Source organism: Nitratireductor sp. J20-h4 (assembly GCF_056780505.1).
In genome coordinates, this window is the sequence record NZ_CM165557.1 from 141,815 (window position 1) to 163,931 (window position 22,117).

Below are 22,117 nucleotides of genomic sequence, written 5' to 3' on the forward strand. Positions count from 1 at the left end.
GTGCTTGACAGGCTCCGGCCGCGGGCCGAAGATTTGTCGGGGCAAGCATGGGACGACGAAGATCGTCCGGCAGGGGAAGCGATCATGGCGAAAACATCGAACGTTCGCGCGCTGGCGTCAGCGGCGTTTCTCGCGGCAATGGCGGCATCCGCGCAGGCCGGACCGGTCGCGCCCCTCTCCGGGGTCGGCTCGCCCGGTCTGCCGCTCGTTGCGGTCCAGAGCTGCGGCTGGTACGTCATCCTCGGCTGCCATAACCGTCATACCGACGCCGCGGCGCTGGTCGAGGAACTCGGTGGCCCCTTCGCCGGCGGCGGGGCGGGGCTCCATGTCCTGCACACCGACGACTATCCGAATTTCCGCGACGGCTATTTCTGCGTTGGCGACGGTCCGTATGGGTCGCATGGTGATGCCGCGAGCATCGCCTGGAACGAGGCCGTGCCGGACGCCTATGTCAAGAACGGCTGCTGACGGCCGCTAGAGCGTCGGCGCCCCCGCCTGAGCGGCGCTTGCAGCCGCCCCGGACCGGGCGCGCTTGAATTTGCGCTGGCAATCCGCGCGAATTTACACTATATGCGCCGCAGCATTGCGCTGGGCGCATGCACAAATGGCCCCCGCTGGACGACATCCCGGCCGTGGGCGACTCTTCCTGATCAAGAACAGAAAGGATGCACGATGTCGATTACCGCCGCGCGCAAGCAGGAATTGCTGACCGAATACGCGACCCAGAAGGACGATACCGGTTCTCCGGAAGTCCAGGTGGCGATCCTTTCGGAGCGCATCAAGAATCTGACCGAGCATTTCAAGACCCACGCCAAGGACAACCATTCCCGGCGCGGTTTGTTGAAACTGGTGTCGCAGCGCCGTTCTCTTCTCGACTATCTCAAGAAGAAGGACGTTGCCCGCTACCAGACCCTGATCGGAAAGCTCGGTCTGCGTCGCTAATGTTCGAACGGCGGATCCCGCATGGGGTCCGCCGTTTGAATGTTTTGGGCCGGACGTAATAGGCCCGATCGGTTTGCGCCGCCGAACCGCGGAGGCAAACCGCCCATGGGCAGGTCATGGGGCAGGATTGCAGGACGCCCGGAGGTCGAACGACCCCGACCACGGACGTCGCGCTGTCTTGCCCATGGCTCGTCCGCAATGAAGCCAGACGGAAACGGTCCGCGCAAAAGCGTCGGACATCGGCGTTTCCGCATATGAGAGACACACATGTTCAATCACCACAAAGTGGAAATCGAATGGGGCGGCCGTCCGCTCACCCTCGAAACCGGCAAGATCGCACGCCAGGCCGACGGCGCCGTGCTCGCCACCTATGGCGAAACGGTCGTGCTGGCGACCATCGTATCGGCCAAGGAGCCGAAGGCCGGCTTCGACTTCTTCCCGCTGACCGTCAACTACCAGGAAAAGACCTTTGCCGCCGGCAAGATCCCGGGCGGTTTCTTCAAGCGTGAAGGCCGCCCGAGCGAGAAGGAGACGCTGACCTCGCGTCTGATCGATCGCCCGATCCGCCCGCTTTTCGTCGACGGCTACAAAAACGACACCCAGGTCGTCCTGACCGTTCTGCAGCACGATCTGGAAAATGATCCCGATATCGTTGCCATGGTCGCCGCCTCGGCCGCGCTCACCCTGTCGGGTGTGCCGTTCATGGGGCCGATCGGTGCGGCGCGCGTCGGCTATATCGGCGGCGAGTACGTGCTCAACCCGCATCTCGACGAGATGGAGGAGTCTAAGCTCGACCTGATCGTCGCCGGCACCGGCGAAGCCGTGCTGATGGTGGAATCGGAAGCCCAGGAACTTTCCGAGGACATCATGCTCGGCGCGGTCATGTTCGGCCACAAGAACTACCAGGCGGTGATCGACGCGGTCATCAAGCTGGCCGAGGTCGCCGCCAAGGAGCCGCGCGAGTTCACCCCGACCGATCTTTCCGAGCTCGAAGCCGAGATGCTGAAGATCGCCGAAACCGAGCTGCGCGCGGCCTACAAGCTGACCGACAAGCAGGAGCGCTACAACGCCGTCGACGCCGTCAAGGCCAAGGTGAAGGCGGCGCTGCTGCCGGAAGGCGAGGAAGAGCCCAAATGGACCGGCGAGCAGATCGGCACCGTCTTCAAGGGCCTGCAGGCCAAGATCGTGCGCTGGAACATTCTCGACACCGGCAACCGCATCGACGGCCGCGACCTTGAGACCGTGCGCCCGATCGTCGCCGAAGTCGGCGTCCTGCCGCGCACCCACGGTTCGGCCGTGTTCACCCGCGGCGAAACCCAGGCCCTGGTCGTCGCCACGCTCGGCACCGGCGAGGACGAGCAGTTCATCGACGCGCTGACGGGCACCTACAAGGAAGCCTTCCTGCTTCACTACAATTTCCCGCCCTATTCCGTCGGCGAGACCGGCCGCATGGGCTCGCCCGGCCGTCGCGAGATCGGTCACGGCAAGCTTGCCTGGCGCGCCGTGCATCCGTTGCTGCCGGCGCCCGATCAGTTCCCCTACACGCTGCGCGTCGTCTCCGAGATCACCGAATCGAACGGGTCCTCGTCCATGGCCACCGTCTGCGGCACCTCGCTGGCGCTGATGGATGCCGGCGTGCCGCTGTCCAAGCCGGTCGCCGGCATCGCGATGGGCCTGATCAAGGAAGACGAGCGTTTCGCGGTCCTGTCCGACATTCTCGGCGATGAGGATCATCTCGGCGACATGGACTTCAAGGTCGCCGGCACCGACGAGGGCATCACCTCCCTGCAGATGGACATCAAGATCGATGGCATCACCGAGGAGATCATGAAGGTGGCGCTCGGCCAGGCCAAGGGCGGCCGCCTGCACATCCTCGGCGAGATGGCCAAGGCGCTGTCGGAAAGCCGCGGCGAACTGGGCGAATTCGCGCCGCGCATCGAGGTCGTGACCATCCCGACCGACAAGATCCGCGACGTGATCGGCGCCGGCGGCAAGGTGATCCGCGAGATCGTCGAAAAGACCGGTGCCAAGATCAACATCGACGACGACGGCACGGTCAAGATCGCCTCGTCCAATGCCAAGGAGATCGAGGCGGCGAAGAAGTGGATCCACACCATCGTCGCCGAGCCGGAAGTCGGCGAGATCTACGAGGGTACGGTCGTCAAGACCGCCGATTTCGGCGCCTTCGTCAATTTCTTCGGCCCGCGTGACGGCCTTGTGCACATCTCCCAGCTCGCCAATGAGCGTGTCGCCAAGACCACCGACGTGGTCAAGGAAGGCGACAAGGTCTTCGTGAAGCTGATGGGCTTCGACGAGCGCGGCAAGGTGCGCCTGTCCATGAAGGTCGTCGATCAGGAGACCGGCAAGGAAGTCGCCAGGGAAAAAAAGAAGGAAGAGACTGAAGACACCGACGCCTGAGCGCCGGACTTCCGACGGATCGCACGGGCGCGCCTCGCAAGGGGCGCGCCCGTTGCCATTCGAACACCAGCTGTTGCGGCCGCACGGGCAACGGGGATCATGACCGAAAACGCCACGAAAACGCTGTTTCATCCGTTCGAAAGCGGAACGCTTCCGGTGCCGGGACCTGGAGAGCGGGCGCTGTTTCTGGGGGCGGTGGCCGGCTTCCGGCTACCGGACGGCTTTGCCGCCGATCTGCGGGCGGTGCAGGGCTTCCGTCCGGACTTCCTTGCCCTGGAGCAGGGCGGCGTGGCCGTGACGCCCGAACCGCAGGGGGATGGCTACGATCTGTCGATGGTGCTGCTCGGCCGCCATCGCGGCCAGAACGAGGCCCGCATCGCGGAAGCCTATGCCCGCACCCGCGCCGGCGGCCTCATCATGGTCGCCGGGGGCAAGAAGGATGGCGCCGACAGCTTGCGCAAGCGTCTCGGCAGGAGGCTGGCCCTCGACGGCAGCCTGTCCAAACATCACGGTATCGTCTTCTGGTTTGCCGGAACTGAAGCCGCGGCGCCCGTCATGGCGGAGCTTGCGGCAGGCCGGCGTGTGGCGATCCTCGACGGCCGCTTCCAGGCCGCGCCGGGCATGTTTTCCCACGACCGCATCGATCCGGCCTCGCGACTGCTTGCCGATCATCTCCCGGAAAAACTCGCCGGCCGGGCTGCCGATTTCGGCGCCGGCTGGGGTTATCTTGGCGCCGCGCTGCTGGAGCGCGCCGGGCAGGCCCTATCCGGCCTCGATCTTTACGAGGCCGATCACGCCGCGCTGGAGGCGGCCAAGATCAATCTTGCCGCTCATGCCGGTCGCCTGCCGCTTGGGTTCCACTGGCGGGATCTGTTGAGCGAACCCGTACCGCGCCAATACGATGTCGTGGTCATGAATCCGCCCTTCCACCACGGCCGGGCGGCCGAACCGGCGATTGGCACGGGCATGATCCGCGCGGCCAGCGCTGCGCTCAAGCCGGGCGGCCGTCTTTTTCTGGTCGCCAATCGGGGACTGCCCTACGAAACCGACCTGGCGACGATGTTTGCCGCGTCCGGCGAGACACTGCGCGACGCGCGTTTCAAGCTGCTTTGGGCCCGCCGCTGACTGCCACGGGCCGGGCCTGCCGCGCTCTGGGCGCCAGACGGCGCCGGCGGCTCAATGCACGGCGTGCCGAACCTCGACCGCCTCGCCTCCGCGCACCATCAAAGGCTGCGGCTTGCCGAACAGATATCCCTGGAACACGTCGCAGCCGGCCGCGCGCAACAAGGTTGCCTGATCCTCGGTCTCCACCCCTTCGGCGATTGTGTCGACGCCCAGTGCGCGCGACAGTCCCACGATGGTCGACACCACCGCGCCGCCATTGCTGCGATCGATGCGCGAGACGAAGGAGCGGTCGATCTTGAGTTTCTGGAACGAGAAATCGATCAGATAGGACAGGTTCGAATATCCGGTCCCGAAATCGTCGACGGCCACCGTCAGGCCCATCGCGGTGAATTCCCGGAGGATTTCGGCGGCGCGTGTGCGGTCCTGCATCATTGCGGTTTCGGTGACTTCGAGCTCGAGCCGCGACGGCGGCAGACCGGTATCGTCCAGCACCTGTCGAACCAGGCTGGCGAAATCCTTGGTCATGAACTGCACCGGCGAGATGTTGACGGCCACGAAGCAATCGTCCGGCAGGGTATGCGCATCCGTGCAGGCCTTGCGCAGCACCCATTCGCCGATCGGGCCGATGATTCCGGTCTCTTCCGCGATCGGAATGAATTCGGCCGGTGAAATCATGCCGCGGGCCGGATGGCTCCAGCGGATCAGGGCTTCGTAACCGACGACGCGGCCTTTCATGTGATCGAATTGCGGCTGGTAGTGGAGATCGAAATCGCCGCGGTCGAAGGCGGTGCTCAACTCCGCTTCGATCCACTGCCGGTAGTCGGCCACCTGTCCCATCTCCGGCTGAAACACCGCCCAGTTGCCCATGCCGCTGGCGCGCGCGTGCTGCAGCGCGAGATTGGAGCGGCGCAACAGGACGATCGGGTCGTCGCCGTCCTTGGGAACCGCCACGACCCCGACCGACAGGTTCAGCGACTGGAGATGCGAAGGAAGCTGATAGGGTTCCGTCATCTTTTCGATCAGCGTATCGATCATCGTTCCGATCTCTCCGCCGATCAGGCTGTCGGGCACCAGCGCGGCGAACTCGCCGGCACCGATCCGCCCGATTTCGGCGCCCTCCGGCAGGCAGGATTTCAGGCGCTGCGCGAAGGCGCGGATCACCTGGTCGCCCTGGCTGTAGCCGATGGCGTCATTGATCTGCTTGAACCGGTCGATGTCGAGGTCGATAAGGAAAACGGGTTCGCCCGCCCGCTCGGTGGTCGCCACGGCCTCGGCGGTTTTGCCGATCAGCGCGTTGCGGGAGTGGAAGCCGGTGAGCTTGTCGATCTGCGTTTCCCGGAACACGTAACCGGCCGATTCGTCGACGCCGGCGAAGAAGGACAGCGCCGCCCCGGCCGCCGCCAGCGCGCACAGCGCCGCCACGCTTGCGCCGACGATTTCCGGTGGCAGCCCGGCCAGGTCGCCGCCCAGCCCCGACCGCAAGGCCCACAGGCCGATGATGAAGCTGCCCAGGCCCGAGCTCGCTATGGTTATCATCCTGAATACAGGCGACCGGTTTGGATCCGATGCGTCACGCATGGCAAAGTCCCTCACTCGCTATACGAAAGCACAGGCGAATTAAGGTTTGCTGCGTGGCTTTATTCGAATTTTAGCTGTCGCGTCGCGTCCGGTGGCTCACTCGGAACTCTTGAGTTCCTCAAGGCTCGGCATCGACACGATATGATAGCCGGAATCGACGTGATGGATTTCCCCCGTCACGCCCGCGGAGAGATCGGACAACAGATAAAGCGCCGAATTGCCCACCTGGTCGATGTCGACGCTGCGCCGCAGCGGGGAATTGCGTTGCTGAAAGGCGAACATGTGACGGGCATCGGCGACGCCTGCGCCGGCGAGCGTGCGCACCGGCCCCGCCGACAAGGCGTTGACGCGGATGCCGCGCGGCCCGAAATCGCTGGCCAGATAGCGCACGCTTGCTTCCAGGCCCGCCTTGGCCACGCCCATGACGTTGTAATTGGGCATCACGCGCGTCGAGCCGGCATAGGTCAGGGTCAGCATCGCGCCGTCATCGTTCATCATCGCGGCGGCGCGGCGCGCGACTTCGGTGAACGAAAAGCACGAAATCACCATTGTCCGGGTGAAATTGGCGCGCGTGGTGTCGGCGTAGAGTCCCTTGAGTTCGTTCTTGTCGGAAAAGCCGATCGCGTGCACGATGAAATCGAGCTTGCCCCATTCCGATTTCAGCGTGTCGAACACCGCGTCGACCGAGCTTTCGTCCTCGACGTCGCAGGGCAGCACCAGCTTTACGGCGGCCTGTTCGGCAAGCGGTTTGACCCGCCGCCCGAACGCCTCGCCCTGATAGGTGAACGCCATCTCGGCGCCGTGCTCGTAGGCTTTCTTGGCGATGCCCCAGGCGATCGAGTGGTCGTTCGCCACGCCCATGACAAGGCCGCGCTTGCCCTTCATCAGTCCTTCCATAGTGCGGGCTCCTAACCGGAATGCCGCTGGAAGACAAGGGTGGCGTTGGTGCCGCCGAAACCGAAGGAATTCGACAGCACTATGTCGATCTTGGCGTCGTCGATGCGCTCGCGCACGATCGGCGCGCCCTCGAATTCAGGGTCGAGCGTTTCGATATGCGCGCTCTTGCCGATGAAACCCGCCTGCATCATCAGGATCGAATAGATTGATTCCTGTACGCCGGCCGCGCCCAGCGAATGGCCGGTGAGCGATTTCGTCGACGCGATATGCGGCATCTTGTCCCCGAAAACCTCGCGGATCGCGGCGATCTCGCGCGAATCGCCGACAGGCGTCGAGGTCCCGTGCGTGTTGACGTAGTCGACCTCGCCTTCGACCGTCGCCAGCGCCTGGCGCATGCAGCGCACCGCGCCCTCGCCGGACGGCGCGACCATGTCGAACCCGTCCGACGTCGCGCCGTAGCCGACGATCTCGGCATAGATCTTGGCGCCGCGCGCCTTGGCGTGCTCGAGCTCTTCGAGAACCAGCACGCCGGCGCCGCCGGCGATCACGAATCCGTCGCGGGTGACGTCATAGGCGCGCGAGGCCGTGGCGGCCTGGTCGTTGAACTTGGACGACATTGCGCCCATCGCGTCGAACAGGTTCGACATCGTCCAGTCGAGATCCTCGTGCCCGCCCGCGAAGACGACGTCCTGCTTGCCCCACTGGATGAGCTCGGCCGCATTGCCGATGCAGTGCGCCGAGGTCGAGCACGCCGAGGAAATAGAATAGTTCACGCCGTGGATCTTGAACCAGGTCGCGAGCGTGGCGGACGCTGTCGAGGACATTGCCTTGGGCACGGCGAACGGCCCGATGCGCTTGGGACTGTTGTTCTTTTCCGTAATTGCCGCCGCTTCCACGATGGTGCGCGTCGACGGCCCGCCGGAGCCCATGATGATGCCGGTGCGTTCGTTGGTGATGTCGGTCTCGGCCAGTCCGGAATCGGCGATCGCCTGTTGCATGGCGACATGGTTCCAGGCGCCGCCCTTCGACAGAAAGCGCATCGCGCGGCGGTCGACCAGGTCCGTGGGGTCGAGCGTCGGCGCTCCCCAGACCTGGCAGCGAAAGCCGTGCTCGGCGAATTCGTCCGAAAAACTGATCCCCGATCGCGCATCGCGCAGCGAGGCTTCGACCTCGCCGGCATTGTTGCCGATCGACGAGACGATACCGAGTCCGGTTACGACGACACGTTTCATGTCGTTCTCCCTGGAATTGTTCAATGGGCCGTGTCCGGCCGGGCGAAGTTAGGCTTCCTGCTTGGCCAGGCCGACTTTCAGGTCGCAGGCCGTGTAGATCGTTTCGCCGTCCGCCTTCAGCCAGCCGTCGGCGATGCCCAGCACCAGCCGGCCGCGCATGACGCGTTTGAAGTCGACGCCGAATTCGACCAGTTTGACGTCCGGTGTCACCATGCCCTTGAATTTGACCTCGCCGGTGGACAGCGCCATGCCTTTTCCCGGCTCGCCGAGCCAGCCCAGGAAAAAACCGGTCATCTGCCACATCGCGTCCAGGCCGAGGCAGCCCGGCATCACCGGATTGCCGATGAAGTGGCACGGGAAGAACCAGAGATCGGGCTTGATGTCCAGTTCCGCGCGGATCATGCCCTTGCCGTGTTCGCCGCCGGTTTCGCTGATCTCGGTGATCCGGTCGAACATCAGCATGGGCGGCGCCGGAAGCTGGGCGTTGCCCGGTCCGAAAAGCTCGCCGCGCGCGCACGCCAGGAGCTCTTCGTATCCGTAGCTGGATTTCTGCTCTGCCATCAGACCCTTCCCGCTTTGTGAACACGGCCGGCAGCTCTGCCCGCCGCTTCCGCGCCCGGCCAGTTGGATCTGGCCGGGAGAAACCTATGCCTGCGCTTATCGCGATGTGCTGCACGGGTCAATGTACCGCTATTGATCTGGATTTGCGGAGAAGTTATATCCTGAAATGTGAATTCAACGCTGGACCCGGTCTGCCCGGCGGCGTGTGCGGGCCTGGCGCCCCGAAACGAGGTGAGATGCTGGACACATTGTCTCTGGCGAAGAGGAAAGTGCGTACGGCTGGATTGCGGCCGACGCGGCAGCGCGTAGCGCTCGCCGATCTCCTGTTCGCCAAGGGCGACCGGCACCTGTCGGCCGAGGAACTGCACGAGGAAGCGGTCGATGCCGGCGTTCCCGTGTCGCTGGCGACCGTCTACAACACATTGCACCAATTCACCGAGGCCGGCATGCTCCGCATCCTGGCCGTCGAGGGCTCCAAGACCTATTTCGACACCAACACGTCCGACCACCATCATTATTTCATCGAGGGCGAAAGTCGCGTCGTCGACATCCCCTCCGGTCCGGTCACCGTCCACAACCTGCCCGATCCGCCGGAAGGCATGGAAATCGTGAATGTGGATATCGTCGTGCGGCTCCGGCCCAGGCGCGGCGGCTGACCCTGCTGCTTTTCGACATTCTGGATACACCGCCCGCGCGATGACGTGTGACGGGCCGCCGCTCGGCGATGACGAAGCCGGGTTTGCGGCCCTGACGCCTCAGTCCTCGATGGTTTCTCCGGGATAGGCGCCCCAAACCTGCTGCTGGCGCACCCAGCCGGTGTGACCGTCGAAATCCATCCGGCACCAGTCGCCGTTGCAGGCGCGGATCTCGCCCACCGCGCCCGGCTCAACCAGCGCGACCGTTCGCGCGTCGTCATAGGGTTCTTTGCGCAGGGCGATTTCCGCCGCCTTGCCGCGCTGCCAGGGAGCGGCGATCCCGGTGCGCCGGCCAGACAGCAGCGAGCCGCTGATCCAGCCTTCCACACCTTCCGAATCGCGCACCCGGCGCCAATTGTCGTATTCCTGGATGATTTCCATCGGCAGGCCGCTGCGCAGATAGAGCCAGTCGACCGCATAGCTGCGCCCGGGCCCGATCCGCAGATTGACGCGGCTTGCCTTCAGGCTCACGAAGCGCGGCAGCGGCAGGCCGCTCGGCCCGCGGGCCACCGGCTGTGAGGCGCCTGCCGACCAGGCCGGGGTGGAGGTGACTGTCGATGCGGTTGCCGTTGCCAGGAGAGCAGCCCCAACGGCCAGGCCAAGCGACACGAAACGCGACACGGTCATTCCCTGAATTTCTAACTTGTTGCGGCCGCGTTAGCAGGCCGGCATTGTCCGGTTTTTCTTTGTCTTCATCAGGCCCAGTTGTTACACAGGGGCCGGGCCGATCACGCTGGCGAGTATCGCCCGTCTTGGTTAAAGAGGTCTCAACAGGACCCGGAACGAGGAAACGATGACGGGCAAGAAAAAGCCTCTCGTGGTGATCACGCGCAAGCTGCCGGATCCCGTTGAAACGCGCATGCGTGAACTGTTCGACGCACGGCTGATCGTCGAGGACAGACCGATGACGCAACCCGAACTGGTCGCCGCGGTGCGCGAGGCCGACGTTCTGGTGCCCACGATTACCGACCGCATCGACGCCGCGTTGATCGCTCAAGCCGGCGAGCGGCTGAAGCTGATCGCCAATTTCGGCAATGGCGTCGACCATATCGACGTTGAGGCTGCGGCGCAGAAGCAGATTACCGTTACCAACACGCCCAACGTGCTGACCGAGGACACGGCCGACATGACCATGGGCCTGATCCTGACCGTGCCCAGGCGGCTGATCGAGGGCGCGGGCGTATTAAAGGGGGACGGCAAATGGGGCGGCTGGTCGCCGACCTGGATGCTCGGCCACCGCATCTGGGGCAAGCGGCTCGGCATTGTCGGCATGGGCAGGATCGGAACGGCCGTTGCGCGGCGCGCCAAGGCGTTCGGGCTTTCCATCCACTACCACAACCGCCACCGGGTCGCGCCCGCCATCGAAGACGAGCTGGAGGCGACCTATTGGGAAAGCCTCGATCAGATGCTGGCCCGCATGGACATCATCTCCGTCAATTGTCCCTCCACGCCCGCCACATTCCATCTGCTTTCGGCACGGCGTCTGGCGCTGATGAAGCCCGGCTCCTATATCGTCAACACGGCGCGCGGCGAGATCATCGACGAGGGGGCGATGATCGAGATGGTCCGCGAGGGCAGGTTGGCCGGCGCCGGCCTCGACGTTTTCGAGCATGAGCCGGCCGTCAACCCGAAGCTCGTCAAGCTGGCCGAAATGGGCAAGGTCGTCTTGCTGCCGCACATGGGATCGGCCACGATCGAGGGCCGTATCGACATGGGCGACAAGGTGATCATCAATATCCGGACCTTTTTCGACGGCCATCGTCCGCCCGACCGGGTGCTTCCGGGCCGGGTGTGAGCGCCGGCGCCTTTCCACCGATGCGGGGGAGCCCTATTCGCCGGCGCCGTCTTCCACGATTTCCAGCGTGCCGTCGCCTCCGACCGCGACCGCGTGGCCGCTGAAGCTGGCGAAATGCTCCGGATCGAGCCGTACCGCCACCGGCGGTTCCCAGCCCATTTCGCGCGCCACGATCAGCCCTAGAAGCAGGATCGCGTCGGCCTCGCCGATGACCAGCGCGGCTGGCGCCACGCCGGCCCGGACAAGTTCCAGAAGCACCGACGAGGCCGACGACGATCCGATCGTTGCCGGCACGAACAGCACCTTGGCGGCCACGACTGAACCGTGTTGCGGGTGGCGCACGTCGATGATCCTGCCGTCGCGCGGATCGACGCCACCCCAGAAGCTGATCGGAGCCTGCAGAACCAGCGCCGGGCCGCGGCCGGGCGCGCCGGCGACCAGCACCTCGCCCTTCGCCGGCGCCGTCAAGTCTGCGGCTCCGCCAGAATCGGGCGTCCGCTGACGGCGCTTTCCACGCAGTCTGAAAGCGAACCGTATAGCGTCGCATAGCCGGTATTGCCCGGCGCATAGTGGGCGAATTTGCCTGAGTTGGTCATCAACACCCCCCCCTTGATGTCCGCCAGGATCGGCGTAACCACAACGCAGGTATCGGCCACGATCCTCACGCCCGCGCGTTCGAGCGGTCCACGCCGGTGTTGACGGTCGAGTGCTTCCAGAACATGCCGTCCGGTGCAGGCAAACAGCGGCACCTGCAGGCGACGTCCGGCGATCAGGCGTTCGAGCCGGTCGAATTCGGCCAGCGACAGATGCGGGCTGCCGATCGCCACCGCGTCGATCCGCCCGGCGTGCTCGGCGGTCGAAAGCCGCCGGCGGCTGTCCGCGACCATGGCCGCGGTCACGACGATGCGCGCCTCGGGCGCCAGGCCGCCGGTCGCCGTGGCGAGATCGGGTGCTTCAGGCGTCAGGCCGGCAATGTGGAACAGGCCGACCGCGCCGGACGAGGCGGCCGCCGCGCCGAAGGCCTTGAGCGCGTCCTCGTCGGGTGCGCCGCGCACTCCCGTCAGCACGCCGACCGTGTTGCCGACCAGCCGGCCGTAGAGGCTGCCCAGCACCGGCCACGCCGTGTCGTCGGCGAAAAAGGTCTCCGGCAGGCCCGACACGTCGACCACGATCCGGGCGAGGCGGTTTTCGGGTCTGTGCAGGCCGCAATCGGGCGCGCGCCCGGCCACCGCGCAGGCGATGTCGAGGAAGTCGCCGTAGCGGCTGGTGCGCGCGCCCAGCACGGAATTGCAGAATACGACGGCGTTCGATTCACCCCAGGCGACGTCCTGGCCGCGGGCGGGGCGGTGCCCGGCCTGGTAGGGGGCGCAGGTCCAGCTCGGCTCGCAGCCGAGCGCCACGTAGGCCCGCATCATCCGCCGCGCCATGCCGCGTTGCGGTTCGTCCAGTCGCACCCTGCAGCCGCCGGCGAGATCGAGCGAGCCGACATTCAGCGTCGCCCGCACCGCCACCCTAGCGCCCTCGGCAACCAGTCTTTCGGCGAACAGCGTGCCGGAATCGCCGTGATAGAGGCCGCCGTCGATATGAGCCGACGCGATCGGCAGCAGCCGGCTCGCGCCGAGCAGGCGGGCGCTTTCGGCAACGATGCGCATCGCCATCGCCTTGCCGTCCCCTCCGGCCGCGAGCGCGCGTTCGTCGGCTGCCAGCACCAGGCTCATGCCGGGCTCCGTGCGTATTTCATGGTCTCGAACCGGGCGCCGAGCCCGTCATACAACAAAAGCCTTCCCACGAGCGGTTCGCCGATCCCGGTGATCAGCTTGATCGTCTCCATGGCCTGCAGCGTGCCGATTACCCCCGTCAGCGCCCCCAGAATGCCGGCTTCCGCACAGGACGGCACCATGTCGGCCGGCGGCGGTTCGGGGAAAAGATCGCGATAAGAAGGCAGGCGCGCGCCGTCCGCGCCGCGTTCAAAGGGCTTGAGGACGGTCAGCGAGCCGTCGAAGCGCCCGACAGCGCCGGTGACCAGCGGCTTTTCCGCCAGCGCGCAGGCGTCGGCCACCGCGTAGCGTGTCTCGAAATTGTCGGACCCGTCGGTGACGATGTCGTAGCCGGCGACCAGTTCCCCGGCGCTGGTGTCGGTCAGGCGCAGCCTGTGCTTTTCCACCGTTACGTGCGGGTTGATTGACGCGATCGTGTCGGCGGCGCTGTCGACCTTGGCCTTGTCGAGCGCGTCGGTGCGATGGATGATCTGCCGTTGCAGGTTGGACAAAGACACGACGTCGTCGTCGACGATGCCGATCGTGCCCACCCCTGCGGCGGCGAGATAGCTGAGCGCCGGCGCGCCGAGCCCGCCCGCGCCGATCACCAGCACCCGCGCGCGTTTCAGCTTCTGCTGGCCGGCGCCTCCGATCTCCGGCAGGACGATGTGACGCGCGTAGCGTTCCAGCTCGTCGTCGCTCAGGGGTCGTTTTGTGGGCTTGTCCATGCCTTCCCGCCTTTTCGAACCTGTCGGGTATCGTGGCCGACCACGCCTGCGGCCGGCACCGCAACGCTACGTCAACAGGCTCGCAAAAGCGACCGGCTGTCAGGCTTCGCGGTCTGCCGTGAGCGTGCCGTGCGAAACCGACACGAACTGGGCGCGGTCGGCGATCGCCGAAAATAGCTCCGGCTCGGTGCCGGTCATGAAGACCTGGCCGTTGAGGTCGTGCAGGATGTCGAACAGCGCGGCGCGGCGGCGATGATCGAAATGGGCCGCGATCTCGTCGAGCAACAGCACCGGCGCCATGCCGGCCATCTCGCCGGTCAGCCGCGCATGCGACAGCACGATCCCGACGAGCAAGGCCTTCTGCTCGCCGGTGGACGACAGCGCGGCCGGCATGTTCTTGGGCCTGTGGCGGACCACGAGATCGGCGCGATGCGGACCCTCGAGCGCCCTGCCGGCGGCGCGGTCGCGGTCGCGCTCGGCGGCGAGCCGGTCGCGAAACCGTTCCTCGACCTCGATCGCCGGGAGGCTTGCCAGCATTTCTTCCACCAGGCCCGACAGCGCCAGGTCGGCGCGCGGAAATACCTCGCCGTCGGGCGCGCGTTCGATCATGGCACCGAGCAGCCGCACCATCTCGGCCCGGGCGGCCGCGATCGCCGTGCCGGTCTCGGCCATCTGCGCCTCGATGGCGGCGAACCAGGTTTGGTCGCGCACGTTTTCGGCAAACAGCCGGTTACGTCCGCGCATCGCCTTTTCATAGGCGAGCGCGCGGCGCCCGTGCGCCGGGTCGATCGTCAGCACCAGCCGGTCGAGGAAGCGGCGCCGGTCCGCCGTCGGGCCGGTGAAAAGCCCGTCCATGGCAGGCGTCAGCCACATCACCCGCAGCCATTCCTGCATGGCGTCGGCCGAGCGCGCCGGCGCGCCGTTGATGCGCACGCGCCTGCCGGCTTCGGTCTCTCCATTGTCGGCGCCGCCGGCCCCGGTGCCGATGTCGACCGGTCCGTCCGGCCAGTCCAGCCTGGCATGGAGCGCGAAACCGCCGGCCGCCCCCTCGCGGGTCATCTCGCCATAGGTCGCCCGCCGCAGGCCGCGCCCCGGCGTGAACAGCGATAGCGCCTCCAGAAGATTGGTCTTGCCGGCCCCGTTCTCGCCGGTCAGCACCACGGCGCCGTTGTCGAACCGGGCGGTGAGGGAGGCATAGTTGCGAAAATCAGTAAGCGTAAGCCTACCAATTCGGATCTGGGGCGGTTTGTCCGTCACGGTCGCCGGGTCGCGGGCCGCGTTGCGGTCACACCCGCATGGGCATGAGCACGTACAACGCCTGCTCGTCGGCCATGTCGTGAATAAGCGTCGGCGATCCCGCGTCGGCAAGCAGGAACTTGGCTTCGCTGCCGCTCAACTGCCCGGCGACGTCGAGCAGGTAGCGCGCGTTGAACCCGATCTCGATCGGGTCGGCGTCGTAATCGGCCGCGACTTCCTCGACTGCGCTGCCCGAGTCCGGATTGTTGACGGTCAACGTCACCATGCCGTCCGCAATCGCCAGCTTGACCGCGCGGCCGCGCTCCGACGAGATGGTGGACACGCGATCGACGGCGTCGGCGAAACTCTGCCGGTCGATGACGAGTTTCTTGTCGTTGCCGGTCGGGATGACGCGCTGATAGTCGGGAAACGTGCCGTCGATCAGCTTGGAGGTCAAAATGACGCTGCCGATGGTGAAGCGGATCTTGGTTTCCGACAATTCAACCGCAACCTTGATGTCGGGCGCGTCGACGAGCTTCTGCAACTCGCTCACCGTCTTGCGCGGAATGATGATGCCGGGCATGCCCTCCGAGCCGGCCGGCGCCTCCATGTCGGCGCGCGCCAGGCGGTGCCCGTCGGTCGCCACCGCGCGCAGCACCAGCGTGCCGTCGTTTTCAAGCGTGTGCAGGAAGATGCCGTTGAGATAATAGCGGGTCTCTTCGGTCGAGATCGCGAACTGGGTTCTCTCGACCAGACCCTTGAGAGCCTCGGATTCGATCCGGAAAATATGCGAGAAGGACCCCGCCGTCAGCTCCGGGAAATCGGATTGCGGCAGGCATTGCAGACGGAAATTGGAACGCCCGGCGATCACCGACATCGAGCGCCCGTCTTCGTCGGTCTTCAGCATAACTTCGGCGCCGTCCGGCAGCTTGCGCACGATATCGTAGAGCAGATGGGCGGGCACCGTCGTCGCCCCCGCCTGTTCGACCTGCGCTGCGGTCGCCTCGGTGACCTCGATGTCGAGGTCGGTCGCCTTCATCTCCAGCACAGCGCCTTCGGCCCTCAGCAGCACGTTCGACAGGATCGGAATCGTGTTGCGGCGTTCGACAACGCGATGGACGTGGTTGAGCGACTTCAGCAGGTTTGAACGTTCGAGTGTGACACGCATGACTTCGAGGTCTCATACCGGGCGGGCTTCGCGGGAAGCGCAGAAGGAAACGGCCCGCAACGGGCCGGAATCAAATCAAAATGACAGGAAAAACCAAACGAACGCAAGCCCGCGTACCGGCCGAATGGTCGACAGGCCCGCTTTCTCCGGGGAAAACGGGGCGGCGGCGCCGAATGCCGGCGGCCGCCCCCTGAAACCGGTCACGCCTGGTCGCTGATCAGGCGGCGTAGAAGCTCCAGTTCCTGGGCCAGCGTATTGTCGTCGCCCGACAACTGTTCGATCTTGCGCACCGCGTGCAGCACGGTCGTGTGATCGCGGCCGCCGAAGCGACGGCCGATTTCCGGCAGCGAGCGCGGCGTCATCACCTTCGACAGATACATGGCGACCTGGCGCGGTTTGACGATGGTGCGCGTGCGCCGGTTGGACAGCAGCTCCGTCTTCGACACGTTGTAGTGTCGCGCGACGATGCGCTGGATATCCTCGATGCGTACCCGTTTCGGGTCGCCCGGGCGGAACATGTGACCCAGAAGCTCGTCGATGCGTTCGATCGACAATTGCGGCTCGAAGGAGCGGCGAAACAGCAACTGGTTGAAGGCGCCTTCGAGCTCGCGACCGGAGCCGGTGACGGCACGCGCGACATGTTCGAGGATTTCCGCGGGGATCGTCAGCGTCTGGTCTTCCGTGCGGGCCGCCTCCAGGCGCTGCTGCAGCATGCGCAGGCGCATGTCCATGTCGGGCGCGGCCATTTCCAGGGAGACGCCGCCCTGCAGTCTCGAGCGCACGCGTGGCTCGAGCGATTCCAGTTCCGAGGCCGGCCGGTCGGCGGCAACCACCACCTGCTTGGCGCTATCGAGCAACATATTGATCAGATGGCAGAATTCATGCTGGATCGACTTGCCTTGCAAAAACTGCATGTCGTCGATGATCAGCAGGTCGATGTCGCGCAATTGCTCCTTGAGCGTCAGCGCATTGTTGTCGCGGATCGCGGTCGCGAACCGCCACATGAAATATTCCGCGGTCAGATAGACCACGCGCGACTGCGGGTTGCGCGCCAGCGCCTCGGCCGCGATCGCCTGCAGGAGGTGGGTCTTGCCGAGGCCGACCGAGGCGTGGAGGAACAGCGGGTTGAAGCGCAGCGACGCGGTCGGGTTTTCCGCCACGGTGCGGGCGGCGGCGAAGGCGACGCGATTGGGCGGCCCCTCGATGAACGACTCGAACGTGTAGCGGCTGTCGAGCGGGGACCCGAGAACGTTTTGTCCGCGGGCAGTCTCCACCGCGGGATGGCGCGGCTGGGTCGGTCTTTTCTGGCTGAGCGTCCCGCTCGACAGCGCCGTGCCCGCGGCGTGCGGCGCCGGGCCGGTATCGGTCGTTGCGCTGTCGCTGGCCCGTGTGTGGCGCGTGGCGGTGCGCACAACGATCTCCAGGCGCAGCAGTCCGGGCTCTTCGCGCCGCCACAGCTCCGTGATCAGGTCGACATAGTGGCTGTTGATCCAGGAGCGCAGGAAGGCGGTGGGCACGGAGAGGCGGACCAGCCCCCGGGACGCCTCGGCCAGCTTCATGCGGCCGAACCAGCTTGAATAGACTTCCATGCCGAGCTGCGCGCGCAGTTGCACCCGGATGCGTTCGAAGATTTCGGAAGCGGCCGAACCGGAATTCATCTCATGAACATCCCCGCCTGCCCTTACGAAAGGAAGCCCCGCCTTGACCTCCGTTCCCATGCCGCCCTGCATCCCATCTTTCCTTTTCATAACGATATGCATTCCCGTCGCGCGCAGGCACAGGCCGCGCGCGTCCACGTTCCGACGGCGCGGCGCATAGCGCCGTCCGCCACCTCACTCGAATACAACCGACCGCATCTGGTCAGCCCGTCCCCTTCATGTGCTGCGCGCGGACGCGCAGCGACTGCTTGCACCTAGGCCGCAAAGTTCCCCGTGCCGGCGAAAGACACCGGCCCGTTCCTCGTCACTCCTCGACCTGAAACACGCCGGACAAGCGGCGTGACGAAAGGCAAAAATCTGTCGCTCGCGGGATATGCTTCCCGCGCTGAAAACGGTAGATTTTCTGGGTATTGAGGCCCGAAGGCCTTGTCCCTTCCGATGGGTGGACATTACAAAATCTGACCGCTCAAGGGCAAGGCCGCGGGTAAGGGTTTTTTAATCTGTAAGGGGGTTGGGGCCATGTCCGGGGCAGGGCGAATCATCGGCCGCTCCCCCTAAACCGTTTTGAATCAAACCCTTTTCTACGGCCGTTTCTTTCGTGGCCGGCTACATAAAATTTCTATATTTTTTTCGCTTGACACAATTTCCGCAAAGCCGGTGTGCCGCACATGTGGAGAAGCTGTGCATGACCTCTGGTAAGGTGTTGATTTAAAAAAATAATATCCGTGAATTTCGTTCTCTCGGCCGCGGCTCCTTCGCGTTGCGGTCATGGTCGAAACCGCCAGTGCCGGCAAAGGAATTGTCGCGGTTTTTTTTCGTCGCGCCTGCCTGTCCGGGACAAGTGCTTGGCGACAAAACGAAAAAGCCCGGCTCAACCGGCCGGGCAATTATGCAGCGATAAGGAGGCGACAACGCCCCGGGCTGTCTTCAGGCCGACAGGGCCTTCACGCGCTGTGCCAGACGCGACACTTTGCGCGACGCCGTGTTGCGGTGCAGCACGCCTTTGGTTGCTGCGCGCATCAACTCCGGCTGAACGGCCTTGAGCGCCGTTTCGGCGGCACTCTTGTCGCCGGAGGCGAGCGCCTCTTCGACCTTGCGCACGAAGTTGCGCACGCGCGAGCGGCGGCTCTTGTTGATCTCGGTCCGGCGCGCGAGCTTGCGCGTGGCCTTCTTGGCCGAAGTGGTATTGGCCATGGTGCCTCTCTGGTTATCCTGACATTCGTGCCGCGCCCGCAAAGCCGGTAGGCACGAAAACAATCGGGCGGCCGCAGGGCCGCCTCTGTTGGCGCGGCTTATAGTGCAGCTTTTTTGCCACGTCAACGCCCGTCTGACGGCTTTGCGCCCTTCTCAGCGATTGCGGAAGTTCGGCGTGCGTTTTTCCGCGAAAGCCGCCATGCCTTCCGACTGGTCCTCGAGCGCGAACATGGAGTGAAACACCCGTCGTTCGAAGCGCAGCCCTTCCGAAAGCGTGGTCTCGTAGGAGCGATTGACGGCTTCCTTGGCCATCATCACCGCCGGCAGCGAGAAGGAGGCGATCTTGGCCGCCGCCGCCAGGGCCTCCTCAAGCAGGTCGCCCGTCGGCACCACCCGCGAGACCAGGCCCGCGCGTTCGGCTTCGGCGGCGTCCATCATCCGCCCGGTCAGGCACATATCCATCGCCTTGGCCTTGCCGACAAAGCGCGTCAGGCGCTGCGAGCCGCCCATGCCGGGCATGACGCCGAGCGTGATTTCCGGCTGGCCGAATTTCGCATTCTCGGCGGCGATGATGAAATCGCACATCATGGCCAGCTCGCATCCGCCGCCGAGCGCATAGCCGGAAACGGCTGCCACGATCGGTTTGCGAATTCGGGTCAGCGCCTCCCAGCCGGCGAAAAAGTCGCTCATGAACGCATCGGCGAATTCCATCGACTGCATCTGCTTGATGTCGGCTCCGGCCGCAAACGCTTTTTCCGAACCCGTCATGACGATCGCGCCGATGCCGGCATCGGCCTCGAAGACCTCGAGCGCCGCGATCACTTCCGCAAGCACCGTGGTGTTGAGCGCATTGAGCGCTTTCGGCCGGTTCAGCGTGATGAGGCCGACCCGCGCGCGCGTCTCGACCAGGATCGTTTCATAGGCCATTCGGGTATCTCCTCCGGGATTGGGGCATGTGGCCACAGCCGTAGCCTAGCGCTGGCACGAGGGGCAATAGAAAGTCGACCGGCCCGACTGCACGCTACGCAGCACGACGCTGTCGCATCCGGGCTTGGCGCAGGGCTCGCCTTCGCGGTCGTAAACGGCGAAACGGTGCTGAAAGTAACCCAGCGCCCCGTCGGCATGAACATAGTCGCGCAGCGACGAGCCGCCGGCTTCGATCGCCTCCGCGATCACCGCGCGGACCGCCGCGGCGAGCCGGTCGCAGGCCGCTGTCGCGCCGCCACGCGTGGTCACGATCGACCCGGCCGCGCGGTCGGGCGCGAGCCCCGCCCGCCACAGGGCCTCGCACACATAGATGTTGCCGAGCCCGGCGATCAGGCGCTGGTCGAGCAGGGCCGCCTTCAGCGGTGCGCGCCGGTTGCGAAAAAGGCTGGCGAGCAGGGCGCCGTCGAGCCTGTTTCCGGTCGGTTCGGCGCCGAGCTTGCCGATCAGCGGATGCGCGGCCAGTTCCCCTTCCTCGGCGAACGCCATGAAGCCGAAACGGCGCGGGTCGTTGAAGACGATCCGGGCGTTTGCGCCGGTCTTCGGCGCGAGATGGAAGACCACGTGGTCATGCGCGGCGTTTTTGGAGCGGGCATGGTGAAACCGGCCGGGCGCGTCGCCATCGGGCTCGTCCGTCTCGATGCGCCAGGAGCCCGACATGCCCAGATGGCTGATCAGGGTCAGGCCGTCGTCGAGATGGGCGAGAAGATATTTGGCGCGCCGCGACAGGCCGTCGACGCGCCGCCCGGTCAGCCGGCCGGCGAAATCGGCGGGAAAGGGGAAGCGCAGATCGGGCCGCCGCTGCTCGACCGACAGGATGCGCGCGCCCTCCATCACCGGGGCGAGCCCGCGACGCACCGTTTCGACCTCGGGCAGCTCAGGCATCGGCGTGCAACTCGGCCAGAAAGGAGCGGCCGTAGGGACCGGCCGGCACGCCCAGATGCGCGGCCACCGTCTCGCCGATATCGGCGAAGCTGGTGCGCACCCCGAGCGCGGCCGCAGCAAGGCCGGGGCCGGTGCCGAACACGGGAACGCGCTCGCGCGTATGATCGGTGCCGGGCCAGGTCGGGTCGCAGCCATGATCGGCCGTCAGGATCAGAAGGTCGCCCTCCACCAGCCGCGACAGCGCCTCGGGCAGGCGGGCGTCGAAAGCCTCGAGTGCCGCCGCATAGCCCGCGACGTCGCGCCGGTGACCGAACAGCATGTCGAAATCGACGAAATTCGCGAACACCAGATCGCCGTCGACGGCATCCTCCATCGCTGTGAGCGCGGCGTCGAACAGCGCCATGTTGCCGGCTGCCTTGCGCACCTCGCTCACGCCGCGATGGGCGAAGATGTCGCCGATCTTGCCGATGCCGATCACGCGGCCGCCGGCCTCGGTCACCCGGTCGAGCAGCGTCGGCTCGACGGGTGGAACCGCATAGTCGCGCCGGTTGGCCGTACGGACGAAGTCAGACGGCGTTTCGCCGACGAAAGGCCGCGCGATCACGCGGCCGATATTGAGCGGGTCGACCAGGCGCCGGACCGTGGCGCACAGCGCGTAGAGACGCTCGAGGCCGAAATGGGTTTCGTGCGCGGCGATCTGGAACACCGAATCCGCCGAGGTGTAGCAGATCGGCCTGCCCGTGCGGACATGCTCCTCGCCGAGTTTCGCGATGATCTCGGTGCCCGAGGCGTGGCAATTGCCCAAAATCCCCGGCAGCCCGGTCTCGCTGAGGATCGCCGCCACCAGATCGTCGGGGAAGCTCGGCTCGGTGTCGGGGAAATAGCCCCACGCGAACGGCACCGGCAGGCCGGCGATCTCCCAATGACCCGAGGGCGTGTCCTTGCCCTTGGAAACCTCCTGCGCGGCGCCGAAGAATCCGCCCGACGCGCGCCGGTCTGGCGCCTTTCCGTTCGGGGCGGCCGCCGTCTCGGCGGCCAGGGTGAGGCCGAGGGCCGTCATGTTTGGCAGGTCGAGGGGACCTTCGCGCAGCCCCGCACGGTCGGCTTTTCCCCTCGCGGCCGCTTGCGCGATATGCGCGAACGTGTTGGCGCCCTCGTCGCCGAAGTCGGCGGCGTCCGGCGCGCCGCCTATGCCGAAGGAGTCGAGCACGTAGAGAAAGGCGCGCGCCATGGCTGAACGTCCTTACACAGTGGTTTCAACGAC

At 65.7% G+C, this 22,117-nt stretch carries 21 protein-coding genes; 6 read left to right on the forward strand and 15 right to left on the reverse strand.

Annotation, left to right across the window (positions count from 1 at the left end):
* Positions 1-84 precede the first annotated feature (84 nt).
* The 4 genes from ACT2B0_RS00735 (at position 85) to ACT2B0_RS00750 (ending at position 4,485) form a co-directional block, all read left to right on the forward strand.
* Positions 85-468: a hypothetical protein gene (locus ACT2B0_RS00735; protein WP_481658440.1), complete on the forward strand. Its 384-nt coding sequence runs from the start codon at positions 85-87 to the stop codon at positions 466-468.
* Positions 469-570: 102 nt separating this feature from the next.
* Positions 571-942 (forward strand): 30S ribosomal protein S15, encoded by a 372-nt coding sequence (rpsO, locus tag ACT2B0_RS00740; RefSeq protein WP_281349424.1) that lies wholly within the window; start codon positions 571-573, stop codon positions 940-942.
* Between the two features lie 267 nt (positions 943-1,209).
* Complete coding sequence (pnp, locus tag ACT2B0_RS00745) at positions 1,210-3,360, forward strand: polyribonucleotide nucleotidyltransferase (protein ID WP_473460514.1); 2,151 nt, start codon at positions 1,210-1,212, stop codon at positions 3,358-3,360.
* Positions 3,361-3,459: 99 nt separating this feature from the next.
* Positions 3,460-4,485 (forward strand): class I SAM-dependent methyltransferase, encoded by a 1,026-nt coding sequence (locus ACT2B0_RS00750; protein ID WP_473460516.1) that lies wholly within the window; start codon positions 3,460-3,462, stop codon positions 4,483-4,485.
* Between the two features lie 51 nt (positions 4,486-4,536).
* Here the strand turns inward: ACT2B0_RS00750 and ACT2B0_RS00755 are convergent, their stop codons facing one another.
* The 4 genes from ACT2B0_RS00755 to fabA all read right to left on the reverse strand — a co-directional run bounded on the left by ACT2B0_RS00755 (position 4,537) and on the right by fabA (position 8,753).
* A complete protein-coding gene (locus tag ACT2B0_RS00755; protein ID WP_473460518.1) occupies positions 4,537-6,063 on the reverse strand; it encodes a putative bifunctional diguanylate cyclase/phosphodiesterase in 1,527 nt (508 codons plus the stop codon).
* Between the two features lie 96 nt (positions 6,064-6,159).
* The gene (fabI, locus tag ACT2B0_RS00760) at positions 6,160-6,960 is read right to left on the reverse strand and encodes an enoyl-ACP reductase FabI (RefSeq protein ID WP_473460519.1); all 801 of its coding nucleotides are present in this window, start codon (positions 6,958-6,960) and stop codon (positions 6,160-6,162) included.
* 11 nt (positions 6,961-6,971) lie between these two features.
* On the reverse strand, positions 6,972-8,192 hold the full coding sequence (gene fabB / locus ACT2B0_RS00765) for a beta-ketoacyl-ACP synthase I (protein WP_473460521.1): 1,221 nt from the start codon (positions 8,190-8,192) through the stop codon (positions 6,972-6,974).
* Positions 8,193-8,240: 48 nt separating this feature from the next.
* The gene (fabA, locus tag ACT2B0_RS00770) at positions 8,241-8,753 is read right to left on the reverse strand and encodes a 3-hydroxyacyl-[acyl-carrier-protein] dehydratase FabA (protein WP_473460522.1); all 513 of its coding nucleotides are present in this window, start codon (positions 8,751-8,753) and stop codon (positions 8,241-8,243) included.
* Between the two features lie 236 nt (positions 8,754-8,989).
* On the opposite strand from fabA, the gene irrA reads away from it, so the two are divergent.
* Complete coding sequence (gene irrA, locus ACT2B0_RS00775; RefSeq protein ID WP_473460523.1) at positions 8,990-9,409, forward strand: iron response transcriptional regulator IrrA; 420 nt, start codon at positions 8,990-8,992, stop codon at positions 9,407-9,409.
* 99 nt (positions 9,410-9,508) lie between these two features.
* Here the strand turns inward: irrA and ACT2B0_RS00780 are convergent, their stop codons facing one another.
* A complete protein-coding gene (locus ACT2B0_RS00780; protein WP_473460525.1) occupies positions 9,509-10,075 on the reverse strand; it encodes an SH3 domain-containing protein in 567 nt (188 codons plus the stop codon).
* Positions 10,076-10,241: 166 nt separating this feature from the next.
* Between ACT2B0_RS00780 and ACT2B0_RS00785 the strand changes: the two genes are divergently transcribed.
* A complete protein-coding gene (locus tag ACT2B0_RS00785; RefSeq protein ID WP_473460527.1) occupies positions 10,242-11,243 on the forward strand; it encodes a 2-hydroxyacid dehydrogenase in 1,002 nt (333 codons plus the stop codon).
* Between the two features lie 33 nt (positions 11,244-11,276).
* Here the strand turns inward: ACT2B0_RS00785 and ACT2B0_RS00790 are convergent, their stop codons facing one another.
* The 10 genes from ACT2B0_RS00790 to ACT2B0_RS00835 form a co-directional block, all read right to left on the reverse strand.
* Positions 11,277-11,711, reverse strand: coding sequence for an aconitase X swivel domain-containing protein (locus ACT2B0_RS00790; RefSeq protein ID WP_473460529.1), 435 nt, complete (start codon positions 11,709-11,711; stop codon positions 11,277-11,279).
* Positions 11,708-12,961, reverse strand: coding sequence for an aconitase X (locus tag ACT2B0_RS00795; protein WP_473460530.1), 1,254 nt, complete (start codon positions 12,959-12,961; stop codon positions 11,708-11,710). The genes ACT2B0_RS00790 and ACT2B0_RS00795 overlap by 4 nt, the downstream gene beginning before the upstream one ends.
* Positions 12,958-13,728, reverse strand: coding sequence for a molybdopterin-synthase adenylyltransferase MoeB (locus tag ACT2B0_RS00800; protein WP_473460532.1), 771 nt, complete (start codon positions 13,726-13,728; stop codon positions 12,958-12,960). The genes ACT2B0_RS00795 and ACT2B0_RS00800 overlap by 4 nt, the downstream gene beginning before the upstream one ends.
* A 99-nt stretch (positions 13,729-13,827) precedes the next feature.
* On the reverse strand, positions 13,828-14,985 hold the full coding sequence (recF, locus tag ACT2B0_RS00805; RefSeq protein WP_473460534.1) for a DNA replication/repair protein RecF: 1,158 nt from the start codon (positions 14,983-14,985) through the stop codon (positions 13,828-13,830).
* 28 nt (positions 14,986-15,013) lie between these two features.
* Positions 15,014-16,132: a DNA polymerase III subunit beta gene (gene dnaN, locus ACT2B0_RS00810; protein ID WP_473460536.1), complete on the reverse strand. Its 1,119-nt coding sequence runs from the start codon at positions 16,130-16,132 to the stop codon at positions 15,014-15,016.
* Positions 16,133-16,332: 200 nt separating this feature from the next.
* The gene (gene dnaA / locus ACT2B0_RS00815) at positions 16,333-17,862 is read right to left on the reverse strand and encodes a chromosomal replication initiator protein DnaA (protein WP_473460537.1); all 1,530 of its coding nucleotides are present in this window, start codon (positions 17,860-17,862) and stop codon (positions 16,333-16,335) included.
* A gap of 855 nt (positions 17,863-18,717) precedes the next feature.
* Positions 18,718-18,984, reverse strand: a complete 267-nt coding sequence (gene rpsT / locus ACT2B0_RS00820) for a 30S ribosomal protein S20 (protein ID WP_473460539.1) — start codon at positions 18,982-18,984, stop codon at positions 18,718-18,720.
* 153 nt (positions 18,985-19,137) lie between these two features.
* Positions 19,138-19,911 carry an enoyl-CoA hydratase gene (locus ACT2B0_RS00825; RefSeq protein ID WP_473460541.1) on the reverse strand — a complete coding sequence of 258 codons (774 nt, stop codon included), beginning with the start codon at positions 19,909-19,911 and terminating at the stop codon, positions 19,138-19,140.
* 45 nt (positions 19,912-19,956) lie between these two features.
* The gene (gene mutM / locus ACT2B0_RS00830; protein WP_473460543.1) at positions 19,957-20,853 is read right to left on the reverse strand and encodes a bifunctional DNA-formamidopyrimidine glycosylase/DNA-(apurinic or apyrimidinic site) lyase; all 897 of its coding nucleotides are present in this window, start codon (positions 20,851-20,853) and stop codon (positions 19,957-19,959) included.
* The gene (locus ACT2B0_RS00835; protein ID WP_473460544.1) at positions 20,846-22,084 is read right to left on the reverse strand and encodes a phosphopentomutase; all 1,239 of its coding nucleotides are present in this window, start codon (positions 22,082-22,084) and stop codon (positions 20,846-20,848) included. Before ACT2B0_RS00835 ends, mutM begins: the two co-directional genes overlap by 8 nt.
* Positions 22,085-22,117: the final 33 nt, after the last annotated feature.